Genomic DNA, 23,132 nt, shown 5'->3' with positions numbered 1-23,132 from the left:
ACATGACGACGGCCCCGGAGAGCGATCTCCGGGGCCGTTTTCATTTGGATCGAGGCTTTAGTTCGGACGGCGCGGGGTGGTCGCCGCGCCCGCCGCCGCGCCGATCGCGGCGCCCGCGACAGTCGCGCCGGTGTTGCCGCCGATCGCCTGCCCGGCGACCGCGCCGCCGATGGCGCCGGTCGCGGCGCGCTGTTCCATGGTCGTGCCGCACGCCGCCAGCATCGCCATGGCGGCGATGGCCGGGGTCAGTTTCAGGATCGTTTTCATCACAGGCTCCTTGGGGAGGAAGACCCGGTGAAAACAAGAACGGCCCGCGTCCGGTTCCGGACGCGGGCCGCTCAAACGGTCAAGCCTCTGAAGGCCTTATCGTTTTAGCCGACGATCTGGTCGTCGGTGAAGAACTGGGCGATTTCGATGCCGGCGTTCTCGAGGCTGTCCGAACCGTGGACCGAGTTCTCGCCGATCGACAGGGCGAACAGCTTGCGGATGGTGCCTTCGGCGGCGTCGTTCGGGTTGGTCGCGCCCATGACTTCACGGTAGGCGGCGACGGCGTTCGGGCCTTCCAGCACCTGGACCACGACCGGCTCGGCGGTCATCTGGCCGACCAGCTCGCCGTAGAACGGGCGCTCGCTGTGCACGGCGTAGAATTTCTGGGCTTGTTCGGTCGACAGCTTGACGCGGCGTTGGCCGACGATGCGCAGGCCGGCGCCCTCGATCACGGCGTTGATCGCGCCGGTCAGGTTGCGGCGCGTGGCGTCGGGCTTGATAATCGAGAAGGTGCGTTCGGTCATGACGGTGACTTCTTGTTTGGGAGATTGAAGGTCGCGGGCTTATAGACGCGCCCTCCCCGGTTTCCAACCGCCTCACAATTTTGCCTCTATCGCCCGGCGCATCGCGCCACGCGGGCGCCGGGGCGTATCGAGACTTCGACCGCCGCCATGCTCCAGATCACCGACCTGACCTTCAACGCGTGGGGCCGCAAATTCCTCGAGGACGCCTCCGTCAGCCTGCCGCCCGGGTCCAAGGTCGGCCTGGTCGGCCGCAACGGCATCGGCAAGTCGACCCTGTTCAAGCTGATCCTGGGCGAATTGGCCGCGGGCGGCGACGAGATCAGCCTGCCCAAGACCGCCCGCGTCGCCTCCGTCGACCAGGAACACCCAGCCACGCCCGTCAGCGTGCTGGAGACGATTCTGGAAGCCGATGTCGAGCGCCACGACCTGCTGACCCGTCTGGAGACGGCCGAGCCCGAGGAGATGGGCGAGATCTGGACCCGCCTGATCGAGATCGACGCCGACGCCGCTCCCGCCCGCGCCGCCGAAATCCTCGTCGGCCTGGGCTTCAGCCAGGAGAACCAGCAGCGGCCCATGTCCGAATACTCCGGCGGCTGGCGCATGCGCGTCGCCCTGGCCGCGGCCCTGTTCGCCGAGCCGGACATGCTGCTGCTCGACGAACCGACCAACTATCTCGACCTGGAAGGCGCCCTGTGGCTTGAGGCCCGCCTCAAGAAATACCCGCACACGGCCCTGATCATCTCCCACGACCGGGAAATGCTGAACGAGGTCTGCACCCACATCCTACACCTCGCGAACCACACGCTGACGCTCTACACGGGCAACTACGACGCCTTCGAAAAGGCCCGCGCCGAGAAGGCCCGCCTGCAGCTGTCGGCCAAGGCCAAGCAGGACGCCGAGCGCGCCCACCTTCAGGCCTTCGTCGACCGCTTCAAGGCCAAGGCCTCCAAGGCCGCCCAGGCCCAGTCCCGGATGAAGCGCCTGGCCAAGATGGAGCCGGTCTCCACCACCATCGAAGAGCGGGTCGCCCCCTTCATCCTGCCGTCGCCGCCCCGCCCGCTGGCCCCGCCGCTGATCCGGCTGGAGCGCGCCAACGTCGGCTACGAGACGGGCAAGCCCATCCTGCGCAATCTCAACCTGCGCATGGACCTGGACGACCGCATCGGCCTGCTGGGCGTCAACGGCGCGGGCAAGTCGACCTTCGCCAAGATGATCGCCGGCGCCCTGAACGTCTCCGAGGGCGAACTGCACCGCGACAAGAAGATGCGGGTGGGCTGGTTCCACCAGCACCAGATCGAGGCCATGGACCCGACGGACACGCCGCTGGAGATCATCCGCCGCGCCATGCCCGAGGCCTCCGAGAGCAGCCGCCGCTCCAAACTGGCCCAGTGGGGCCTCGGCTACGAGAAGCAGGAGACCACCGTCGCCTCCCTGTCCGGCGGCGAGCGCGCCCGCCTGCTGCTCAATCAGGTGGCCATGGACGCGCCGCACATCCTGATCCTCGACGAACCGACCAACCACCTGGACATCGACAGCCGCCGCGCCCTGCTCGACGCGCTGAACGACTATTCGGGCGCCGTCATCCTGATCACCCACGACCGGTCGCTGATGGAGATGGTCGCCGACCGCCTGTGGCTGGCCGCCGACGGCACGGTGAAGCCCTATGACGGCGACATGGACGACTACGCCAAATTCGTCCTGGACCGCGCCAAGATGGCCGCCGTGAAGCCCAGCCAGATCAAGGAAGAGGCCAAGGCCGCCGAAGCCCAGCCCAACAAGGGCAAGAAGGCCGAGAAGCGTTCGGGTCCCTCCCCCTCGACCCTGCGCCACGCGGTCAAGAAGGCCGAGGAGCGGATGGCCCAGCTCACCGCCGAGATCGCCCGCATCGACGACGACATGGCCAACGCCTCGATCAGCAATCCCAAGGCGCTGGAAGGCCTGACCCGCGCGCGCGCCAAGACCCAGTCCGACCTCGACGCCGCCGAGGCCGCCTGGATCGAGGCCGAGGAGACGCTGGCGGAAGCGACCGCATGACCCCGATCAAATTCAGCCGCGAGGAGATCGTCGCCATCGCCGGCAAGCTGCGTCCCTATTTCCGGGACGAGTTCGAGGTTGAACTGCGCGACCTCCCGGCCGAGATGCTGGTCGACTTCCTCGCCCGCGAGATCGGCCCCTTCTTCTACAACCGCGCCCTCTACGACGCCCAGGCCGTCGTCGCGAAGAAGGCCGAGGACATCGCCGAAGCCATCGCCGGACTGGAGCGGGCGGAGTGACCCGTCTCCTCCCCGTTCGCGTCGCGAATGGGGAGGAGATCGCGCCTTCGGATCAGCCCTGTGCGGCCTGCATGTAGGTTTCCTCGTACGGCTGGACCACGACCCAGCCCTCGCCCTCGAACTTCATCTGGATGCTCTCGCCCGAGCCCCGGCCGACGAAGGTCTTGAACGAGATATCCGTTGCGATCTCCGGCGACAGCCCGCCCGACCAGGCCACCGTCGCGTTCGGATCGGTGAAGATCGGCCCGGTCTCGCGGCTGACCTTCAGGATCAGCGGATCATAGTGGCTGGTGATCGCCACGATGCCGCTGCCGCTCAGCTTCACATTGAACAGGCCGCCGGACATCATCCCGGCCACTCGCTTCATCATGGTGATCTGGTTGCTGATGCTCGTTTCCAGCGCCAGCACGTCGTTGCCGTTGGCGAAGATCGTCTCGTTGTCCAGCCGCAGCAGGGTGATCTTCTTACCGGTGTCGGCCAGGTAGACGCGGCCCTGCCCCTCCACCTTCATCAGCACCATGCCCTCACCGCTGACGGCCTTCTTCAGGAGGTTGCCGAGGCCCTGCTCCATCAGGCCCTGACGGGTGAATTTCACCTGCCCGGTGCGCGCCACCATCGATCCCGCCTTGGCCCAGATCGAGCCGTTCAGCTTCACCTCCAGCAGATACTGGCTCTCCAGCTCGAAGGCGTCGGGGCTGACATCCTTCTCCCTATAGGCGGCGACGAACTCTGCGACGGTCTTCACGGGCATGGGAACCTCAAAAACGGGAACTTCAGGGAGGCGCAGGCTGACCGGAGACTTCCGGCTCGCGCAAGCCTTCTTCGTTGCAAACGCCTCGCAATCTTATAGTTTCCCCGCCGAACATTCGGGACCCCGACCATGACGAAGACCAAGTTGACCGCCGCCTTCCTCGCCGGGGTGATGCTGGCCCTCAACGGCGGCGGCGCGGCCCTGGCCCACCAGCCCTATCTGCGCCCCAACGTCTTCGACGCCACCGGCCGTGACCACGTCACCGTCGAAGCCTCCTTCACCGAGGACGTCTTCGCCGCCGAAGTCGTGATGCGGTCGGACTTCTTCCACGTCGTCGGTCCCAACGGCGACACGCCGATCACCGCCGTCACCTACCTGCGCGACGTCGCCGTGTTCGAGGCCGCCGTTCCCCAGGACGGCACCTACCGTCTGTCCTCCGGACCGCGTCAGGGCCGTACCGCCAAGATGTACCAGTCCGCGGACGGCGTCTGGAAAATGGTCGGCGAGGAAGACGGCCCGCCCCCGCCCGGCGCCGAACTGGTCGATGTCCAGAGCATCACCGTTGCAGACGTCTACGTCACCCGCGGCGCCCCCTCGACCGAGGCGCTGCAGACGACCGGTCAGGGCCTCGAGCTCAAGCCCGTCACCCACCCCAACGACATCATCGCCGGCGAGGACGCCGTGTTCGAGCTGCTGCTGAATGGCCGGCCGCTGGCGAACGCTCCCGTCACCGTCTTCCGTGAGGCGGGCCGCTGGGACGGCCGCAAGGTCGAGGCCGACCTCTCCACCGGCCCCGACGGCCGCTTCACGCTGAAAGTGTCCGGCCCCGGCGCCTACATGACCCTGATCCGCCACCGCATGGCCGCCCCGGCGGGGTCGCCAGTCCCCTATGTCAGCTACAGCCACACCCTGACCTTCGTGGCCGAGGCGGGGTGAGGAAATCTCCCTCCCCTTCTGGGGAGGGTGGACCGCGAAGCGGGACGGGTGGGGAACCGCCGCACGGTCGAGCAATCTCCGACGCACCCCACCCTGTCGTCGCTTCGCGCCGACATCCCTCCCCACAAGGGGGAGGGAGAAGCTCCCGCCCGCCCCTTCTTGCGCCCCCCGGATCAGGCCATACTTCCGAATCCATGCCGATCCGCCGCCTCCCCCCCGAGACCGTCAACCGCATCGCCGCCGGCGAGGTGGTCGAACGCCCGGCCAGCGCCATCAAGGAGCTGGTCGAGAACGCCCTGGACGCCGGGGCGAGCCGGATCGAGATCCAGGCCGACGGCGGCGGCCTGACCCGCATCCTGATCGCCGACGACGGGCACGGCATGGCCGCCGACCAGCTGGCCCTCGCGGTCGAGCGCCACGCCACCTCCAAGCTGGAGCCCGACGACGCCGGCGATGTGGACCTGCTGCGCATCCACACCCTCGGCTTCCGCGGCGAGGCCCTGCCCTCGATCGGCTCCGTCGCTCGCCTGACCATCACCAGCCGTTCGCGTGACGGCGGCGACGCGCACCAGATCACCGTCGAGGGCGGCGACCAGCGCCCGGTCGCTCCCGCCGGCTTCCCCGGTCCCCACGGCGCCCGCGTCGAGGTCCGCGACCTCTTCTACGCCACCCCCGCCCGCCTCAAATTCATGAAGTCCGAGCGGTCGGAGGCCATGGCCATCTCGGAAGAGATCAAACGCCAGGCCATGGCGCACGAGGGCGTCGCCTTCACCCTCGATCTCGACGGCAAGACCACCCTGCGCCTGCCCGCCGAGCATCCGGGCGACCACGGCCGGCTGAAGCGCCTCGCCGCCCTGCTGGGCCGCGACTTCGAGGCCAACGCCCTGCTGATCGATCAGGAACGGGACAACGTCCGGCTCAGCGGCTACGCGGGCCTGCCGACCTACAGCCGCGGCAATGCCGCCCACCAGTATCTGTTCGTCAACGGCCGACCGGTGAAGGACCGTCTGCTGCAAGGCGCCCTGCGCGGCGCCTACGCCGACTTCCTGGCCCGCGACCGCCACCCGGCCGCCGTCCTCTTCCTCGACATCGACCCGCTCTATGTCGACGTGAACGTCCACCCGGCGAAAGCGGAAGTCCGCTTCCGCGATCCGGCTCTGGTGCGCGGCCTGATCGTCGGCGCCCTGCGCCACGCCCTGGCCGCCGCCGGCCACCGCGCCTCGACCACCGTCGCCGCCGACGCCCTCAGCGGCTTCCGCCCCCACTCCGGCGTCAGCAGCGCCCCGGCCTTCAGCCCGTCGTCGCCCTCCGCCCAAGGCTGGAGCGGCTGGCAGCAGTGGGCCGCGCCCGCCAGCCAGTCGGCCCAGATCATCCCCGGCCTGAACGAGCGTTCGGCCCGGGTCGAGAGCTTCGACGCCGTCCCGGACTTCGCGCCAGCGCCACAAAGCAGCGCCCAGGTCTTTGATCCGCTGGACTATCCGCTCGGCGCCGCCCGGGCCCAGCTGCACGGCACCTATATCGTCGCCCAGACCCGCGACGGCCTCGTCGTCGTCGACCAGCACGCGGCCCACGAACGCCTCGTCTATGAGCGGATGAAGACCCAGATGGCCGAGGGCGCGGTCACCCGCCAGACCCTGCTGGCCCCCGAGGTGGTCGAGCTGGACCCCGCCGAGGCCGAGCGCGTCTCGTCCCGCGCCGACGAACTGGCCGAGTTGGGCCTGATCGTCGAGGCCTTCGGCGCCGGCGCCGTCCTGGTCCGCGAGACCCCGGCCCTGCTGGGCGACACCGACGTGCAGGGGTTGATCCGCGACATCGCCGACGACCTGGCCGAACACGGCGCCGCCCTCAGCCTCAAGGAGCGCATGGCCGAGGTCTGCGGCACCATGGCCTGCCACGGCAGCGTCCGCGCCGGCCGCGTCCTCAGCGCGCCGGAGATGAACGCCCTCCTGCGCCAGATGGAAGCCACGCCGCACTCGGGTCAGTGCAACCACGGCCGCCCGACCTACGTCGAGCTGAAGCTGGGCGACCTGGAGAAGCTGTTCGGTCGGCGCTGACCGTCAGTCCGCCAGCTGGGCGTTCCGGCCGGCGCTCAGCCCCAGTCCCGCCAGCACCAGGCACAGCAGGCAGCAGGTGATCAGCGACGCCGACCAGCCGCCGGTCCTGTCATGCAGGGCCCCGACGACCAGCGGTCCCATCGCCGACAGCATATAGCCCAGCGACTGGGTCATGCCGGACAGCCGCGCGGTCTGGGGCGCCGTGGTGGTCCGCAGGCCCACGAAGGCCAGCGCCAGAATGAAGACCCCGCCGTTGGCGAAGCCGAACAGGGCGGCCCAGACCACGGCCAGCTTCGGCGCCAGGAACAGGCCCAGGATCGCCGTCAGCGCCATCAGGGCCAGGCCGACCGCCAGGCCGCGCTGGTCCTTCATCCGCTTGACCAGCGGCGCCAGCACCAGTCCGGGAAAGGCCGTCGCCAGTTGCATCACCCCGTGCAGCCCGCCCGCCGCCTCGGGCGCGAACCCCGCCGCCACCAGCACCGACGGCAGGGACGAGACCATCGCGTAGTAGAGGAACGAATTGACCCCGAAGAAGGCGGTGATCTGCCAGGCCAGCGGGGAGCGCCAGATCGCCCGCCCCTTGCCCACCTCGGCCGTCTCCGCCGCCGGATCGGTCCGCCGCCGCAGCTGGGGCAGCCACAGCAGGGCCCCGGCCAGCGGCAGGACGATGAAGGCGCCCAGCGAGACCTGCCAGTCGAACGCCTGGGTCAGCGGCACGACGACGGCCGAGCCCACGCCCGACGCCAACCCCATGGTCAGCGCATAGACGGCCGTCAGCTTGGCGATCTGGTCCGGGAAGTCGCGCTTCAGCAGGCTGGGCAGCAGGGTGTTGCCGATGGCGATCCCCGCTCCCAGCACGGCCGTCCCTGCGTACAGCAGGCCGATCGGCCCGATCGAGCGCGCCAGGATGCCGCCGCCGATCAGGATCAGCGCCAGGAACAGGGCCCGTTCCAGCCCCAGCCGGCGCGCCAGCCCCGCCGCGAACGGCGACACCAGGCAGAAGGTCAGCAGCGGCAGGGTGATCAGCGCCCCGGCCGCGCCCGCCCCGATCCCGAACGCCTTCTGGATCACGTCCAGCACCGGCCCGACCGCCGTGAACGGTCCGCGCAGATTGGCCGCGAACAGCAGGATGCCCGCGATGATCCACACGGGGGCGAGGCGACGGGTCGAGGACATGAGGGAGGAATCCGGGGGGAGGATCGAGCCTCACCCTAGCGCTGGCGAGACCTTCCGGATTTCGCTATCCAGCCAGAAAGTATCTGAAAACGGCCAACCGCCATGGATCCCCTCAGCGCCCGCCTCGCCGCCCTCGATCCGGACGTCCACGCCGGGCCGGCGTTCGCCATCGCCGTCAGCGTCAAGGACCACGCGGTCGAGGTGCCGACCCACGCCCACAGCCGGGGCCAGTTGGTCGTCGCCCTGCAGGGCGCCGTCACCTGCCGGGCCGAAGGCGGCCTGTGGATGGCCCCCATCGGCAGCGGCGTGTGGATCCCCGGCGGGGTCCCGCACAGCAATCACGTGACCATCAACGGCGCCATCTGCCTGCTGTTCGTCGATCCTTCCGTGCCGGACCTGCCCCCGCGGTGCTGCACCCTGCCCCTGTCGCCGATGGTGATCGAGCTGATCCGGCATCTGGCGACGATCGAGGCGCGGCCCGGAGATCCCATCGACGGCCAGACCCGTCGAATCACCGAGGTCATCCTTGAGGAACTGCGCCGCATCGACGCGACCGGCTTCCACCTGCCGATCACGGACGATCCCACCCTGCGCCTGATCGCCGACGCCCTGATGCGAGACCCGGACGATCGCGCCTCGGTGGCGACATGGGCCGCCCGCGTGGCGATGAGCGAGCGCGCCCTGGCCCGGCTGGTCGTGCGCGAGACGGCGTTGAGCTTCGGCCGCTGGCGCCAGCAGTTCCACATCGTCACCGCCCTGCAGAGGCTCTCCGCCGGCGCCTCCGTCCAGGCCGTCGCCCTGGACCTCGGCTACGGCTCGGTCAGCGCCTTCATCGCCATGTTCAAGGCCGCCCTCGGCGTCTCCCCCGCCCGCTACATCGCCCGCATGAACCGCCCGCACGGCGAGGCGCGGGCTGCCGGGTGGAGCGGCGGCCTTGCGCCAAGAGCGGACCTCGCGGCGGCTCCATGATGCGGACGTTCGATCTGCCCACCGGCCGGCCAGGCCCCGACTGAAACTCCCGACGCCCCGCCACTGTCCGTGCGTCTAGACGGTCACCACCACCTTGCCCACTTGCGCATTGGATTCCAGGTAGCGGTGGGCCTCGGAAATCGCATCGAAAGAGAAGGTCCTGGCGATGGCCGGCCGAAAGGCGCCGCTGGCCAACCCTTGGAGCACAAAAGCCTTGGCTTTCTCGAGGCGCGCGGGATCGGCGACCACCTCGTGCACGAGATAGCCGCGCAGGGTGAGACGTTTGCCCAGCATGACGGTTGTCGGGATCACGATCGGGCCGGCGTCGAGCGCGCCGTAGCCGATGATGACGCCCCCGACCGCCGCCGCTGTCGCAAGCGGCGCCACCATCGCCCCGCCGACGGGGTCGAAGGCGACCCGCGCGCCGGAAGGCCCCGTGATCTTGAGGATTTCGTCGGCGATATCCGCAGCGTCGGCGACAACGACATGGTCGGCGCCGGAGAGAAGCAGGGCATCGTGCTTCTCGGCCGTCCGAGTGACCGCGATCGAAGATGCGCCCAAGGTCCGGATCACCTGAAGCGCGGCGAGGCCGACACTGCTGGAGGCCGCCGTGACGACGACATGATCGCCAGCGCGCACCTGGGCAATATCAACAAGCGCGCCATAAGCCGTAAGGAACGCCATCCAGGTTGCGGCCGCCGCCTCGAAGGAGTGTTGCTGAGGAAGCCTCACCAGCATCGCCGCCGGGAAATTGATCAGTTCAGCGTGAACCGGCCGCGCCTTCATGGAAATCGGCGGGATCACCGCGACGCGGTCGCCGGGCGAAAACGTATCAACACCGGACCCAAGGCTTCGAACGACGCCGGCGGCTTCCAAACCAAGACCTGACGGCAGGTCGGCGTCCTCGATATAGAGGCCGGCGCGAAACTGCGCCTCGGCGCGGTTGAGACCGAAAGCCTTGACCTGAATCTGAACCTCGCCGGGCGCGGGCGGGCCGACACCGACCTCCTCGATCTTGAGCACCTCAGGCCCGCCCAAGCGGTGAAAGACGACGGCGCGCGGCATGAAAACTCCATCCGGATTTGATGGAGTGAGCTTAGAATGATGGGTGAAAGCGCATAAACCGTATGGTTCGACGGACACTCAGTAATAAGGGTTGGTAATGGATCGACTTGCCAGCATGGCAATCTTCGTCAAGGCCGCCGACCTCGGCTCCTTTTCGGCTGCCGCGCAGGCAACCGGCATGTCGGCGACGATGGTCGGCAAGCACGTTCAGTTTCTCGAAGTCCGCCTTGGCGTTCGACTACTCAGCCGCACGACCCGGCGTCAAAGTCTGACGGAGTTCGGCCGGGCCTATTACGACCGTTGTCGCGCAATCCTCGACGAGGTCGAGGCCGCCGACGCCATGGCCTCGGATCATCTCAACCAGCCCCACGGCGTGTTGCGCGTGGCCGCGCCGGCGCTGCTGGGGCGCATCTGCGTCGCGCCGCTCTTGCTGGACCTTTCCAAGCGCCACCCGGCCCTCGGATTTGACCTGTCACTTGATGACCAGGTCGTTGATCTGGTGGCGGGCGCCTACGACCTGGGGGTTCGGACGGGCGAGATCGCCAGTCGCCCAGGGCTGATGGTTCGACGTCTGGGCAGCCACAGGATGATCGTCTGCGCCGCACCGGACTATATCGCCGAGCGGGGTCAGCCCTTGGGGCTCGAAGCGTTAAAGGACCACGTTGCCGTGATGTACGGGCGGCCGGGCTGGGAGCACGCTTGGCTCTTTCGCGACCAGGATGGCGTCCGGATCTCAGCGGCGCCGCCTCACAGGATCCGCGTCAACGACATGGCCGCGGTCGCTGACGCGTCGGTGTCTGGAGAGGGCCTTGCTTGGTTGCCCGCATGGCTCGTACGACCGCAACTCGACGCCGGCTTGCTGGTGGAGGTCTTGCAGGACCAGCCCTGCTACGCGTTTGACAACTACGCACTCTGGCCAGAAGCCGCTCACCTGCCTTTGCGGGTTCGACTGGCGCTCGACGTTCTGGCGTCAGAGCTTCCGGCCAGGCTCCGTTAAATGAGAGCCGCGCCCTAAACCTGACATTCCACCGGCGATGCGCGGGACGCAGCGCCCTCAAGACGTGCTCGCGCTCAACAGGGTTCGACCGTCGTGACACCAGCCCGGGACGGGATGGCGGCCCGCGGGCGCCAATGGTCAAGGTGAGGATCTTCAGACCGTCAATGGCGTCGCCCGCGCTGGAGGGGATCGACGGTCTCCATCCGCCGAGCGAAACCGGACGTTCGGGCAAGACTTCGGGTCTTTGCGGTATTGAGACGCCCGGCCAAATCCCCACCTCGTCGGGATCGATTGCGAGGTGCAAGTATGCAGGATCCTGTCGGCGAAGCCTTGAACCCGGAGCAACCCTTGGCGGCCCTTTGGTCCGGCATTGGCGCTCTGGCGCTCAGCGTATTTGCTTTGGTTATGGCGGAGTTCCTTCCGCCAAGCGTCCTGACGCCGATGGCGGCGGACCTGTCCGTCTCGATAGGCGCAGCCGGCCAAGCGGTCACAGCCACGGCGATGGTCGGAGCCCTTGCGGCCCTGCTTGTGCCGGTCGTCACCCGCAGGTGGGATCGAAAGACCATCTTGCTGGCGCTCCTTGCGGCGCTATGCGTGTCCAACGTCCTGACCGCCACATCGTCCACGCTCTGGAGCCTTCTGGCGGCGCGTCTTCTGCTGGGGGTGGCGCTTGGCGGGTTCTGGTCGATGGTGGCCGCCACGGCGATGAGGATCGTGCCCATGTCTGTGCTCGGTAAGGCCATGGCCGTCGTCTTCACCGGCGTCACCATGGCGACTGTCCTCGCCGCTCCGGTCGGCGCCTGGGTGGGTGACCTGCTCGGGTGGCGAGCGGCCTTCTGGCTCGCGGGAGGGGTCGGTATCGCGGCTCTTCTGGGCGTGTGGATCACGCTTCCCCGGCTTCCCGCCAGAGACGGCATCGATCTGGCCGGGCTTGTCGAGGTCGCTCAACGCCCGCAGGTCCAATGGGCGCTCGCCGGCGTCTTGCTGGTCATCTCCGGGCATTTCGCCGCCTTCACCTATATCCGGCCCGTCCTTGAACAGGTGAGCCGCCTGGATGTGGCGGCGATCTCGATCACTCTACTCGTGTTCGGCATCGCCGGCTTTGTGGGCAATCTGGTCGGCGGTCTCCTGAGCGGACGCGACCCCAAACTCTCCGTGGTGGGCGGTGCGGTCGCGATGGCGGGGGCCATGCTCGTCGTCGTCCTGTTCGGAACTTCGCCAGTTGTGGCGATGGCGGCGTTCGGAGTCTGGGGCGTGGGCTTCGCCATGCTCCCGGTCGGATTCCAGGCTTGGGTGGCCGCCGAAACAGTCGATCGTGCAGAACTCGGTGGCGGCTTGCTGACCGCCACCTTCCAGGTCGCGATCGCCGGGGGCGCCATCTTGGGCGGGGTGCTTGTGGACCGGTTCGACGTTCTGGCGGCGCCCACCTATTGCGCGATCGTGGCGCTCGCCGGCGCTGGACTGGTGCTCCGCCGCAGACGGATCGCACAGCGCACAGTCGCGGCCCAGGCCGCATGTTGTCCGACTTGAAAGCCGCTCGTCCTTCAGGTGGTCCGCAGGCCTATTCAGACGTCGCCCGAAGCGGGTCCGCCGATGACACGCTGAGCAACCTTCTCCACGATCTGCGCATCGTCGGCGTTGCGTATCGATATGGCAGCCTTTCAGCCCCGTGGGGGCTCGACCTGCCCTACGATGGAACCGCGCGGCTACATTGCGTCATCCGGGGCGAGGCGTGGCTGACGCTTGATGACGGCGCGCCTCGCAGGCTGGCGGCCGGTGATGTCGCGTTCATTCCCCGTGGCGCCTCCCACAGGCTGACGAGCGCGGCGGGCGGATCCGCCTGTACGGCTGACCGTGACGTCGAGACCGTTGGCGAGCGGGTCTACAGGCTGGAAGATTGTGCGCATCCGGACGCCATCGTCACGACCTGCAGCGTCAGTTTCAACGAACCCTGTCTTCATCCCGTCCTGGAGTTGATGCCAGAGGTCATTTTCGTGACCGGCGCGGGTCTGGATCAAACCCTCACGAACCTCCTGGCGGCCATGTCCGAGGAACTTGTGGTCACCCGGATCGGCGGCGCCACGGTGCTGGCCCGTCTGGCTGATGTCGTCATCACACGCGTCATCCGGTGTTGGATCGATGCGCAGGATCCACACGCCCATCACTGGCTGACCGTCTTCAGCGACGCGCGCATCGGACGGGTCGTTCGCGCTGTCCATCGCGCCCCGGATCGACCCTGGACGGTTACCGAGCTTGCCTCCGCGGCGGGCCTGTCGAGGTCGGCCTTTATCGCCCGGTTCACAAAGGGCCTGGGAATCCCGCCCGGCCGGTATCTGGCAAGGCTCAAGATGCAGCTGGCCAGCCGGCTTCTGAAGGAGAACCGGCTTGCGATCGCTGAGATATCGAGGCGTTTGGCCTACTGTTCAGTCCCCGCGTTCAGCCGCGCCGTCAAACGACACCTCGGCCGCACGCCGGGAGAACTGCAGAGACAGGGCCTCGCCGATGAAACGAGGACGAACTAGCGCCGGGTGTGGTCACGGCCAGCGCGGGGCGGCTTCGCGCCAGAAGCGGCGATCGCTCCGCGACGGACCCCCTCCCTTTCCCACGTTCCACCCACATCGAGGATCAGCTTGACGATTGCGTGACAGCCGCCGTCGGGTAAGGTCCCGCCGCATCACAACAGGACCGTAACCTCATGCGTCTTCGCTCGATCTCTCTCGCCGCCCTCCTGGCGGTGATGGCTCCCGTCACGCCCGTGCTGGCCCAAACCTCTGCGACGCCCTCCATCGCGCCGACCGCGACCGCGCCGCAGGCGCCCGAGCTGCGCGCCGCGCCGGTGGCCGAGCTGGTGTCCGAGGTCAACATTCCGTGGAAGCGCTTCACCCTGGACAACGGCCTGACGGTGATCGTGCATGAGGACCGCAAGGCCCCCGTCGTGGCGGTGTCGGTCTGGTACAATGTCGGCTCCAAGGACGAGCCGGCCGGTTCGACCGGCTTCGCCCACCTGTTCGAGCACCTGATGTTCGGCGGTTCGGAGAATGCGCCGGGCTCCTACCTCGGCCGCATGCGCAACCTCGGCCCGTCGAACCTGAACGGCACCACCTGGTTCGACCGCACCAACTATTTCGAGACCGTCCCGACCCCGGCGCTGGAGACGGCCCTGTACCTGGAAAGCGACCGCATGGGCTATCTGCTCGGCGAGGTCGGCCAGGACGTGCTCGATCTGCAGCGCGGCGTCGTCCAGAACGAGAAGCGCCAGGGCGACAACGAGCCTTACGGCCTGTTCGAATACGCCCAGCTGGAAGCCCTCTTCCCCGAAGGCCACCCCTACCGCCACTCCACCATCGGCTCGATGGCCGACCTGGACGCCGCCAGCCTGGAGACGGTGCGCAACTGGTTCCGCGAGAACTACGGCCCGAACAACGCCATCGTCGTCCTGTCCGGCGACATCGACGAGGCGACCGCCCGTCCGCTGATGCAGCGCTATTTCGGCGCCATCCCGCGCGGCCCGGTGAACACCCCGGCCCAGGCCGACGTGCCGACCCTGGCGGCGCCCGTCGTGGCGACCATGCATGACCGGGTCGCCAACACCCGCCTGACCCGCAGCTGGGCCGTCCCCGGCCTGCTCAGCGACGACGCCGTGCCGCTGGCCGTCGCCGCCCAGGTTCTGGGCGGGCTCGCCTCCTCGCGCCTCGACAACCAGCTGGTCCGCGACGAGCAGACCGCCGTGTCGGTGTCGTCGTCCCTGTCGGACTTCCACCGCGTCGGCATGTTCGACATCTCGGTCGATGTGAAGCCGGGCCAGGACGCCGCCGAGGTGGGCCGCCGCCTGGACGCCATCGTCGCCGACTTCATCGCCAAGGGCCCGACCGACGAAGAGGTCGCCCGCGTGGCCACCCAGTACGTCGCACGCCGCATCCAGGCCCTGGAACAGGTCAACGGCAAGGCCAACGTCCTGGCCGAGGGCCAGCTCTACGCGGGCGATCCGGACCACTACAAGAAGGAGCTGGCCGAGTACGCCTCGGTCACCCCGGCCCAGGTCACCGCCGCCATGCAGCGCTGGCTGACCCGTCCGGTCTACAACCTGACCATCGCCCCGGGCGAGCGCGAAGCCTATGTGGAGGCCGCCGCCAGTCCCTCGGGCGCCGCGCCGGTCCCGGCCGCCGAAATCCAGCGCGTCGCCCGCGAGCCCATGCCGCAGATCGGCCAGGTGCCGGACCTGCACTTCCCGGCCGTCGAGCGCGCCGCCCTGTCGAACGGCATCAAGGTCGTCTACGCCCAGGTCGACACCGTGCCCGTGACCCGCGTCGCGGTGGAGTTCGACGCCGGCTACGCCGCCGACCGCGCCGACCGCCTGGGCGCCCAGGCCATGATGCTGGACCTTCTGGACGAGGGCACCACCACCCGCGACGCCAACCAGCTGGCCGAGGAAAAGGAACGTCTGGGCGCCACCATCAACGTCGGCGCCACCATGGACCGGACTTCGGCCGACCTGTCGACCGTGACCGCCAACCTGGCCCCGGGCCTGACCCTGCTGGCGGACGTGGTGCGCAATCCGGCCTTCGCCCCGGCCCAGGTCGAACGCATCCGCGCCTCGCGCCTGTCGGGCCTGGCCAGCGAGCGCACCAACCCCGGCGCCATCGCGTCGCGCGCCCTGCCGCCGCTGATCTATGGCGAAGGCAGCCCCTATGGCCGCTCCTTCACCGGGTCGGGCGACGAGGCGACCCTGACGGCCCTGAGCCGCGCCGATCTGGTCGCCACCCATGACGCCTGGGTGCGTCCGGACAACGCCACCGTCTTCATCGTCTCCGACCAGCCGCTGGCCGCGGTCCTGCCCCAGCTGGAAGCCGCCTTCGGCGACTGGCGCGCGCCGTCCACCGCCAAGGGGACCAAGGACTTCACGGCCGCCGTTCCGGCCACCACCAGCCGCATCGTCCTGATCAACCGTCCGCAGTCGCCGCAGTCGCTGATCTACGGCGGCGCCGTCCTGCCGGTCTCGGGCACCGACGACCTGCTGGCCCTGAACGCGGCCAACGTCACCCTGGGCTCGGACTTCCTGTCACGCATCAACTCGGACCTGCGCGAGACCAAGGGCTGGTCCTACGGCGTGCGCGGCGGGGTCAACGCCCTGCAGCACCGCGTGCCCTACATCGTCAACGCCCCGGTCCAGGCCAACCGCACCGGCGACTCGCTCGCCGCCCTGATCGCCCAGTACGACCGCTTCCTGCAGACCGACGGCGTCACGCCGACCGAGCTGGAGCGGACCATCAACGGCAACACCCGTTCGCTGGCCGGCGGTTTCGAGACCTCGGGCCAGATCCTCGGCGCCCTGCGCTCCAACGCCCTGTACGGCCGTCCGGACGACTACCAGACCACCCTGGCCAGCCGCACCCGCGCCCTGACGGCGGCCCAGATGGACGCCGCCGCCCGCCAGGTCATCCACCCCGACCAGTTCGTCTGGGTCGTGGTCGGCGACGCCTCTGTGGTGCGTCCGCAGCTGGAGACCCTCGGGCTTCCGGTGGAGGTGCGCGAGACGCGGTAAGGACCACCCCTTCATCTCCGTCCTCGCCGGGGATGAAGGGGATGCCTGTGGCAGCAGCCGTTAGGATCGCTGCTGACAATCGTGGAATACTCCGGTGCTAGCTGCCGGAGGCTCAAATGCTCAAACGTGTCGAAATTGCCGTTCTTGCATTCGGTGTGCTGACGGGCGGCATTGTCTTGGCTGCGATCGCTCGACAGCATGGCGCTGGAAGCGAGGCAATGGCTTCATGGGTCCAAGCGATCGGGACAATCGCCGCGATTCTTTTGGTCACATTTCCTGTTGTAATCGAGCACCGATTAGAGCGTCGCCGCAGTCGACAACTTGTCTTGGCGGCAGCGGAGATGGCTTACGGCACCATGACCGCCGTAGCAGATCGAAATATCAATCCTGACTACGTCGGCTCTGAATGGTGGGTGCCGCAGTGGGACATCCTCGACAAGGCTCTCTCAGACTGTCCGATTCACGAAACCGGCTGTGCGGAAGCTCTAGAAGCATTTGTCTATTTTCAGGAGTGTTTCGCGAGAGCCAAGGGCTTTGATGATGCCGGTCCCGGAGCGGGTGGCTTCATCATTTCCGTCACGATGAACGCGGGAAGCGCGCTGGAAGATTTGCGAAAGGCACTAGGGCCAGAAGCCGAATCTTCGGTGACGCGGAAACGCAAAACAAGACGACGAACGTTGGAACTCAAACCGGAACCGCATCAAGCGACATCGGAAACTGGTAACTGAAGCCTCTTTTTTTGGCCCTACCAAGAACTGCATCAATGCCCTCCGTCCTCTTCGTCTGCCTCGGCAACATCTGTCGCTCTCCCCTCGCCGAAGGCGCCCTGCGCGCCGAAGCCTCCCGCCTCCGCCTCGACCTGATCATCGACTCCGCCGGCACCGGGAACTGGCATGCGGGCGAGCCGCCCGACGCGCGCGCCCAGCGGACCGCCCTCAAGCACGGCGTCGACATCTCGGCCCTGCGCGCCCGTCAGGTGCGCCCCGCCGACTTCCGCCGCTTCACCCACGTCATCGCGCTCGACCACGAGAACCTGGCTGACCTCAGAAAGCTCGCGCCCGCCGACTCCGTCGCCGAACTCAGCCTGCTGCTCGACCACGTCCCGGGCCGCGAGGGCCAGGCCGTGGCCGATCCGTGGTTCGGCGACGAGGCGGGCTTCGACGTGACCTGGAACGAGGTCGCCGCCGCCGCCCGCACCCTGGCCGCCGACCTCAGCCGCGCCCGGTGATCTTGCGCCAGATCCGCTTGCGCGCCTCGAACACCGAGACGCCGAAGGCGGCGGCGCTGATCCAGAAGGTCATTTCGGTGGCCAGCGCGGCGACCAGCGCCAGGAGCAGCCGGGTCGTCTTGCCGACCTCCAGATACAGCCCCACGCCCAGCGCGATCCAGCCGCAGACGGCGCACACTCCCAGCAGGGCGGCCAGGGTCCAGAGGAATTTGCGCCCCTTGCGGACGCCTGAGGCAGGGCCGGACGGGGCGGCGGCGACGGTCTCGGGGATGGGATCGGCGGACATGGACGGCGGCTCCTTCAAAAAACTCGGTCCTGATCCGAAAGTCCCGCCCGCTTTCGGAGTCTTTCAGACCGAGGGCGATTTTTCGGATCGCCGCCGATGAGGGACGCGGGGTTGGGCAGGGATCAGGGGTTCGAGGCGCTGGTCGCCGAGCACGGCCCGATGCTGCGCCGCATCGCCGGCAGCTACGAGGCCAATCCGGAGGTTCGGCGCGAGCTGGAGCAGGACATCCTGCTGGCCGTCTGGCGCGCCCTGCCCCGCTTCCGCGGCGAGGCGCCGGTCCGCGCCTTCCTGGCCCGCGTCGCCCACAATCGCGCCGTCACCCACGTCTCGCGCGAGGCCTCGGCGCCGCGCCGGTCGCCGCTGGACGAGGCCCTGCCCTCCGCCGACCCCACGCCCCACGACCGGGTCGAGGCCGACGACCTGCGCGAGCGGCTGGCCGACGCCGTGCGCGCCCTGCCCCTGTCGCTGCGCCAGCCCGCCAGCCTGACGCTGGAAGGCTTCAACCCCGCCGAGATCGGCCAGATGCTGGGCCTGAACGCCAACACCGTCTCGATCCGCCTGACCCGCGCCCGCGCCGACCTGCGCGCCGCCCTCAACCCGGAGGCCTCGCGATGACCCGACCCGACGCCCAACCCGGCGCCAAGCCCGATGACTGGAGCGACCTGTCGCAGGTGTGGACGGCGCCCGAGGCCGCGCCCCCCGCGGGCGTCCCCGCCGACCTGGAGCGGTCGGTGCGCCGCCGCGCCCTGCTGGCCACCGTCAACTTCCACCTCGAGGTCTGGGGCGCGGTCATCGCCGGCGCCCTGAGCGGCTGGGTCGCGTTCCGGCATGACGCCCCGCTGCTGGGCGCCGCGGGCGTGGTCTTTGCGGTCTTCGCCCTGATCGCGACCGTCTGGGCCCGGCGCGGCGCGGCGCCGGGAGAGGCCGAGACCCCCGCCGCCGCCCTCGCCGCCGCCATTCGCCAGGCCCGCTCCGGCCTGCGCTGGGCCCGCGCGGGTCAGGCGATCTGCATCGCCGCCCTGGGCTTCGTCGTCGTCCTGGGCGTGGCCCATCCCAACGCCGCCCTGCCGTTGATCTCCCTGGCCGCCCTGGTCTTCCTGGGCGGCATGGCCGTCTTCTACGAACGGCACGCGCGGCGGTGCCGGCGCCGCATCCGGGAGCACGCCGCGACGCTGAAGGATCTCGAGGTCCCCTGACCGGCGCTCAGTAGAACAGGCTCGGCGTCCACGTCTCCACCGTCGCCGTCGCCCGGCCGCCCGAGACCACCGCCCCGCCGGCGATGGCGTAGACCGTGTTCTCGACCCCGATGCCGACCAGGCCGTGCCGGGGCGTGCGCATGTCGGGCCCTCGCGTCCAGGCGTCGTCCGCCAGGGTGTAGACCCAGGTCTCGCGGAACACCCCGCCCCCGCCGCCTTCGCCCCGGGGCCGGAACCATTCGCCGCCGAACGCCACAAGCCGGCCCGAGACCGCCGCCAGGGCCAGTCCGCCGCCGACCTGCTGGCCCGACGCCTCGGAGACCGGGATCGGCGCCAGGGTGTCCCAGCGGTCCTCGGACGGGGTGTAGCGGTCCATCCGCCCCGTGCCGCCGCCGCTGACCGTGCGCCCGCCCGCGACCCAGATGGCCCCGTCCAGCGCCGCGGCGGCCGCGCTGTTGCGCGCCATCGGACAGGGCCGCCCGACCTCCCAGCGGTCGTCGCCGACGCGGTAGATCAGGTGCCGGTCGGTGTCCGCCTGGTCGTTCCAGTTGCCGTTCGCCTCGCCCGCCGGGGTCCGGCCGGTGATCAGATGCAGGGTCTCGCCCCAGCCCACGCCCACCGCCTCGGCCTGGGGCGACGGGAGGGGCGCGATGGGCTTCCACGCCCCCTCAGCCAGGACCCAGCCGGTCGTCGTATTGGTCCACTCCCCCGCCTCGGTCCGAGCATAGCCGCCCATGACGTACAGGTCGGCGTCGCCCGCGATCAGCATCGGATGGTGCCGGGGCGCCGGCAGGCCGGGTCCCTGCCGCCAGTGGCCGGTCCCGGGCTGCAGGATCGCCACCCGGTCCTCGATGTGCAGCGGCTCGCCCGGCCGCGCCATCAGGCCGCCCGCGACATAGATATCCCCCGCGTGCTGGGCCGCATAGATCTCCTGGATCGGCCAGGGCATGTCCGGCCCGGCGGTCCACTCGCCCTCCCGCGCTCGCGCGGCGGCGGGCGCCAGGGTCGCGGCCCCCGCGACGGCTCCCGCGCCGGCCAGGAAGATCCGACGATCGATCCCACTCATGCCCAACCCCTTTTCCCGCCGTGTTTCGAAGCTATACTGCCGCCCTCAACCCCCTCCGGGAAGCCTATGTCCGAGATTGTGCGAAAGGCCTGAGGCCTCGCAGCACCGCCTGTGAAGAGCCTCTGAACCGCACGCCCGTGTGATTGCACGGGCGCGTCTCTTCACGCCTTTCCGGACTTTTCGAAATGAACATCTCCCGTGCGGAGCAACGCACGCTGCACGCCCTCGCCCAGGGCGGCGGCATCGTGCTCGAACGCGACGACGACGGCCGCATCGTGCGCGCCGACTGCTTTACCCGTGACGGCTTCCTGCTGACCGACTGCACCCTGTCGGTGTTCAAGAAGCTGAAGACCAAGGGCCTGATCGCCTCGCGCGACGGCGGCCCCTACCGGGTCAACCGCGACGGCCTGGCGCGCATGCGCAGCCAGCTCGACAACCGGGTCTCGGCCCGCCGCTGACAGGGCTCGAGAAGGACGCGCGCGGCTCCGGTCGCGCGCGTCCGACCTTACGTCCGATTTTGACGGACCGGCGTTCTACGCTGCGATCCATGACCGAGCCCTATCGCATCCGATCCGCGCTGACCTGGGTACAGGCCCGCGACGACTATCTGGACGGCATGGACGCCGAGACGGTGTGCCGCCGCCATGACCTGGGCCTGTCGGCCTTCCGCCGCCGCGCCCGCAAATACGGCTGGCGGCGCGTGGATCAGGACGATGCCGCGCCCGGCGATCCGGACCTGTCCATCTACGCCGACATCACGCCGGACGATCAGGTCGAGACGGCGCGGCTGCGCTTCGTCCAGGCCCTCAGCCACGGCAAGGCCACGGAGGCCGTGCGCTGGCGTCGGCTGTGGCTGGAGTTGCGCGACGCGGTCGACGCCATGGACGCCGAGATGTTCCCGGGCATGAGCCGCGCCCAGATCAATGCGATCCTGGCCGCCGACCAGCGCGAAGACGACGAGACCGAGGAGGAGGCCCGCCTGCTGGCCCTGCCGCCGCGCGAAGGCCCGGCAGCTCACCCCGTCCCAGTTGAAAAAGTGCACGATGTGCACTCCGTTTTTTCCGGCGGGGGACACACGGTCCCCGTGTCGCCCGGATTCAGCCCGCCGTCGGCAGGGCCCTGAGGAACAGCACCCGCGCCGCGCCGTAGTCGCGGGCGTCCAGCCGTTCATATCCCGGCGTCTCGATCTCCGGCTCGTCCGAGCCGCGCTCGAACACCACCGTCGCGCCGGGCTTGAGCCAGTTCCCTTCCAGCAGCCGCTCCAACGTCTGTTCGCCCATGCCCTGACGATAGGGCGGGTCCAGGAAGGCGATGTCGAAGGCCTCGCCCGCCGAGCCGGGACGCACGCCCAGGTCGGTGGCGCTGCGCCGATGCACCCGTGTGCGGCCCATCAGGCCCCAGGCGTCGGCGTTCTCGCGGATGGCGCCGCGCGCCTCGTCCTCGATCTCGACGAACAGGGCGAAGGCCGCCCCCCGGCTGATCGCTTCATAGCCCAGGGCGCCCGAGCCCGCGTACAGGTCGATGACCCGCGCCCCGTCCAACGGCTCGGCCCAGGCGGCGTGCTCCAGCACGTTGAAGATGGCCTGCCGCGCCCGGTCCGAGGTCGGGCGGGTGTTCTGCCCCTCCGGCGCGGTGATGGCGCGCCCCTTCAAACTGCCGGCGACGATCCTCATGCGGGCGTCAGCTTCCGGTCCACCACCCGGCGCAGCACGACCAGGGCGACGGCCAGAACGGCGAGTATGACACGGCCCAGCATCGAGCCGTCGGCGGCCAGCATCAGGGCCGCGCCACAGATCACCGTCGGCAGGGCGACCATGGACACGAAGGTCAGGACGCGCTTGGCGAGGGGCGTCGGGATCAGGCTGTCGTTGATGAAGGCGGCGTAGCCGTAGACCAGCCCCTGCATCACCCCCGCCGCGGCCACCAGGGACAGATAGATCATCAGCGTCTGGCCGAGCGCACCCTGGCTGTAGATCAGGCTGGTCGCGAACGGCATCAGGGCCACGCAGCCCAGCAGCATCAGATTGGTGATGAAGACCCCGGCGCTGTAGCGGGTGATCTGCGTGAAGATGCGGCGGTGGGCGTTCCAGAACACCCCGATGACCAGGAAGCTGACCGCGAAGGCCGACAGCATCGGCCACCCCTTCCGCCACAGATCGACCAGTGTCCCGTCCCAGCCGTGCGGGGCATGCAACTCGATCGACAGCAGCGTGATCGCGATGGCGAAGACCCCGTCCGAGAAGAACAACAGCCTGTGCAGGCTGGGGTCCATCTTGTGCTCGGCTTCGTGTGCGAGATCGGTCATGTGCGCCCCCTTGTCGCAGCTCTCTGCCATTCCGACTCGGACCGGGGCAATGCCCGTGGTCGATCCGTCAGTCCTCGCCGCCCGCGAACAGGGCCTCGACCTCCGCCCCGGTCAGGCGCGGACGGTCTCCGGCGAAGGCGTAGTTGCCGGGCTTGGAGTCGATATAGACCTCGTTCTCGAAGGCGAAGGCCCCGGGATCGTCGAACGCCTGGATCGACACCATGGTCATGCCGCCGGCCTTCAGCCGCCAGAACAGGCCCGCGCCGCAGGTCGGGCAGAACTGCCGCTCGGCCCAGTCCGACGAGTCATAGGTCGACAGCGGGCCGGAGACCTCGACGCTGTCCCCGCAGTCGGCGCTCAGGGACACGCCGCCGGACACGCGGCGGCAGCTCTCGCAATGGCAGGCGTGCATGCCGCCCTGCGGAACCGCGGTGAAGCTCACGGCGCCGCACAGGCACCGGCCGGACAGGCGGGCGTCAGTCATCGTCTTTCCTCCA

Annotated in this window: 25 protein-coding genes; 15 read left to right on the top strand and 10 right to left on the bottom strand. The window is 69.1% G+C overall.

From position 1 onward, the window contains the following. Nucleotides 1-57: 57 nt before the first annotated feature. Both AC1RRF_RS04705 and ndk read right to left on the bottom strand, forming a co-directional pair. Entirely contained in the window at nt 58-267 is a 210-nt protein-coding gene (locus tag AC1RRF_RS04705; protein WP_492833281.1) for a YMGG-like glycine zipper-containing protein, read from the bottom strand. Nucleotides 268-371: 104 nt separating this feature from the next. Next, the gene (gene ndk / locus AC1RRF_RS04700; protein WP_492833279.1) at nt 372-791 is read right to left on the bottom strand and encodes a nucleoside-diphosphate kinase; all 420 of its coding nucleotides are present in this window, start codon (nt 789-791) and stop codon (nt 372-374) included. Nucleotides 792-938: 147 nt separating this feature from the next. Here ndk and AC1RRF_RS04695 point away from each other — a divergent pair, with 147 nt between their 5' ends. Together AC1RRF_RS04695 and AC1RRF_RS04690 are read left to right on the top strand one after the other, a co-directional pair. After that, entirely contained in the window at nt 939-2,825 is a 1,887-nt protein-coding gene (locus tag AC1RRF_RS04695) for an ABC-F family ATP-binding cassette domain-containing protein (RefSeq protein ID WP_492833277.1), read from the top strand. Next, nucleotides 2,822-3,064 (top strand): DUF2164 domain-containing protein, encoded by a 243-nt coding sequence (locus AC1RRF_RS04690; RefSeq protein WP_492833275.1) that lies wholly within the window; start codon nt 2,822-2,824, stop codon nt 3,062-3,064. The genes AC1RRF_RS04695 and AC1RRF_RS04690 overlap by 4 nt, the downstream gene beginning before the upstream one ends. 52 nt (nt 3,065-3,116) lie before the next feature. On the opposite strand, the gene AC1RRF_RS04685 is transcribed toward AC1RRF_RS04690, so the two are convergent. After that, a complete protein-coding gene (locus AC1RRF_RS04685; protein ID WP_492833273.1) occupies nt 3,117-3,815 on the bottom strand; it encodes an AIM24 family protein in 699 nt (232 codons plus the stop codon). Nucleotides 3,816-3,944: 129 nt separating this feature from the next. Between AC1RRF_RS04685 and AC1RRF_RS04680 the strand changes: the two genes are divergently transcribed. After that, on the top strand, nt 3,945-4,751 hold the full coding sequence (locus AC1RRF_RS04680; RefSeq protein WP_492833271.1) for a DUF4198 domain-containing protein: 807 nt from the start codon (nt 3,945-3,947) through the stop codon (nt 4,749-4,751). A gap of 194 nt (nt 4,752-4,945) precedes the next feature. Next, nucleotides 4,946-6,805, top strand: coding sequence for a DNA mismatch repair endonuclease MutL (mutL, locus tag AC1RRF_RS04675; RefSeq protein ID WP_492833269.1), 1,860 nt, complete (start codon nt 4,946-4,948; stop codon nt 6,803-6,805). A gap of 3 nt (nt 6,806-6,808) precedes the next feature. On the opposite strand, the gene AC1RRF_RS04670 is transcribed toward mutL, so the two are convergent. Further along, nucleotides 6,809-7,981 (bottom strand): MFS transporter, encoded by a 1,173-nt coding sequence (locus AC1RRF_RS04670; protein WP_492833267.1) that lies wholly within the window; start codon nt 7,979-7,981, stop codon nt 6,809-6,811. A gap of 102 nt (nt 7,982-8,083) precedes the next feature. Here AC1RRF_RS04670 and AC1RRF_RS04665 point away from each other — a divergent pair, with 102 nt between their 5' ends. Beyond that, nucleotides 8,084-8,950, top strand: coding sequence for an AraC family transcriptional regulator (locus tag AC1RRF_RS04665; protein WP_492833265.1), 867 nt, complete (start codon nt 8,084-8,086; stop codon nt 8,948-8,950). Between the two features lie 75 nt (nt 8,951-9,025). On the opposite strand, the gene AC1RRF_RS04660 is transcribed toward AC1RRF_RS04665, so the two are convergent. Then, a complete protein-coding gene (locus tag AC1RRF_RS04660) occupies nt 9,026-10,015 on the bottom strand; it encodes a zinc-dependent alcohol dehydrogenase family protein (RefSeq protein ID WP_492833263.1) in 990 nt (329 codons plus the stop codon). Nucleotides 10,016-10,112: 97 nt separating this feature from the next. Between AC1RRF_RS04660 and AC1RRF_RS04655 the strand changes: the two genes are divergently transcribed. The 6 genes from AC1RRF_RS04655 (at nt 10,113) to AC1RRF_RS04630 (ending at nt 17,782) form a co-directional block, all read left to right on the top strand. After that, nucleotides 10,113-11,012, top strand: coding sequence for a LysR family transcriptional regulator (locus tag AC1RRF_RS04655; protein WP_492833261.1), 900 nt, complete (start codon nt 10,113-10,115; stop codon nt 11,010-11,012). A gap of 306 nt (nt 11,013-11,318) precedes the next feature. Next, a complete protein-coding gene (locus AC1RRF_RS04650) occupies nt 11,319-12,542 on the top strand; it encodes an MFS transporter (RefSeq protein ID WP_492833259.1) in 1,224 nt (407 codons plus the stop codon). Then, a complete protein-coding gene (locus tag AC1RRF_RS04645) occupies nt 12,527-13,534 on the top strand; it encodes an AraC family transcriptional regulator (protein WP_492833257.1) in 1,008 nt (335 codons plus the stop codon). Before AC1RRF_RS04650 ends, AC1RRF_RS04645 begins: the two co-directional genes overlap by 16 nt. Before the next feature lie 173 nt (nt 13,535-13,707). Then, complete coding sequence (locus AC1RRF_RS04640; protein ID WP_492833255.1) at nt 13,708-16,554, top strand: M16 family metallopeptidase; 2,847 nt, start codon at nt 13,708-13,710, stop codon at nt 16,552-16,554. Nucleotides 16,555-16,670: 116 nt separating this feature from the next. Continuing rightward, on the top strand, nt 16,671-17,282 hold the full coding sequence (locus tag AC1RRF_RS04635) for a hypothetical protein (RefSeq protein WP_492833253.1): 612 nt from the start codon (nt 16,671-16,673) through the stop codon (nt 17,280-17,282). 35 nt (nt 17,283-17,317) lie between these two features. Beyond that, entirely contained in the window at nt 17,318-17,782 is a 465-nt protein-coding gene (locus tag AC1RRF_RS04630) for a low molecular weight protein-tyrosine-phosphatase (RefSeq protein ID WP_492833251.1), read from the top strand. Here AC1RRF_RS04630 and AC1RRF_RS04625 read toward each other — a convergent pair. Next, nucleotides 17,766-18,068 (bottom strand): hypothetical protein, encoded by a 303-nt coding sequence (locus AC1RRF_RS04625; RefSeq protein WP_492833249.1) that lies wholly within the window; start codon nt 18,066-18,068, stop codon nt 17,766-17,768. The genes AC1RRF_RS04630 and AC1RRF_RS04625 overlap by 17 nt on opposite strands. A gap of 96 nt (nt 18,069-18,164) precedes the next feature. On the opposite strand from AC1RRF_RS04625, the gene AC1RRF_RS04620 reads away from it, so the two are divergent. Next, nucleotides 18,165-18,683: an RNA polymerase sigma factor gene (locus AC1RRF_RS04620; protein WP_492833247.1), complete on the top strand. Its 519-nt coding sequence runs from the start codon at nt 18,165-18,167 to the stop codon at nt 18,681-18,683. Beyond that, on the top strand, nt 18,680-19,264 hold the full coding sequence (locus tag AC1RRF_RS04615; RefSeq protein ID WP_492833245.1) for a hypothetical protein: 585 nt from the start codon (nt 18,680-18,682) through the stop codon (nt 19,262-19,264). The genes AC1RRF_RS04620 and AC1RRF_RS04615 overlap by 4 nt, the downstream gene beginning before the upstream one ends. Nucleotides 19,265-19,271: 7 nt before the next feature. Here the strand turns inward: AC1RRF_RS04615 and AC1RRF_RS04610 are convergent, their stop codons facing one another. Beyond that, nucleotides 19,272-20,330 carry a Kelch repeat-containing protein gene (locus tag AC1RRF_RS04610; protein WP_492833243.1) on the bottom strand — a complete coding sequence of 353 codons (1,059 nt, stop codon included), beginning with the start codon at nt 20,328-20,330 and terminating at the stop codon, nt 19,272-19,274. 185 nt (nt 20,331-20,515) lie between these two features. Between AC1RRF_RS04610 and AC1RRF_RS04605 the strand changes: the two genes are divergently transcribed. Further along, complete coding sequence (locus AC1RRF_RS04605; RefSeq protein ID WP_492833241.1) at nt 20,516-20,788, top strand: YjhX family toxin; 273 nt, start codon at nt 20,516-20,518, stop codon at nt 20,786-20,788. An 89-nt stretch (nt 20,789-20,877) separates the two neighbouring features. Beyond that, a complete protein-coding gene (locus AC1RRF_RS04600) occupies nt 20,878-21,453 on the top strand; it encodes a hypothetical protein (RefSeq protein WP_492833239.1) in 576 nt (191 codons plus the stop codon). On the opposite strand, the gene rsmD is transcribed toward AC1RRF_RS04600, so the two are convergent. The 3 genes from rsmD to AC1RRF_RS04585 all read right to left on the bottom strand — a co-directional run bounded on the left by rsmD (nt 21,428) and on the right by AC1RRF_RS04585 (nt 23,119). Then, a complete protein-coding gene (gene rsmD / locus AC1RRF_RS04595; protein ID WP_492833237.1) occupies nt 21,428-22,003 on the bottom strand; it encodes a 16S rRNA (guanine(966)-N(2))-methyltransferase RsmD in 576 nt (191 codons plus the stop codon). The two genes, AC1RRF_RS04600 and rsmD, sit on opposite strands and share 26 nt — an antisense overlap. Then, the gene (locus AC1RRF_RS04590) at nt 22,000-22,635 is read right to left on the bottom strand and encodes a TMEM175 family protein (RefSeq protein WP_492833235.1); all 636 of its coding nucleotides are present in this window, start codon (nt 22,633-22,635) and stop codon (nt 22,000-22,002) included. The genes rsmD and AC1RRF_RS04590 overlap by 4 nt, the downstream gene beginning before the upstream one ends. Nucleotides 22,636-22,702: 67 nt before the next feature. Then, nucleotides 22,703-23,119: a GFA family protein gene (locus AC1RRF_RS04585; RefSeq protein ID WP_492833233.1), complete on the bottom strand. Its 417-nt coding sequence runs from the start codon at nt 23,117-23,119 to the stop codon at nt 22,703-22,705. Nucleotides 23,120-23,132 lie beyond the last annotated feature (13 nt).

The sequence above is a fragment of the Brevundimonas sp. GW821-FHT12C05 genome (genome assembly GCF_058807475.1).
This window is presented reverse-complemented; position numbering and strand designations above follow the sequence as displayed.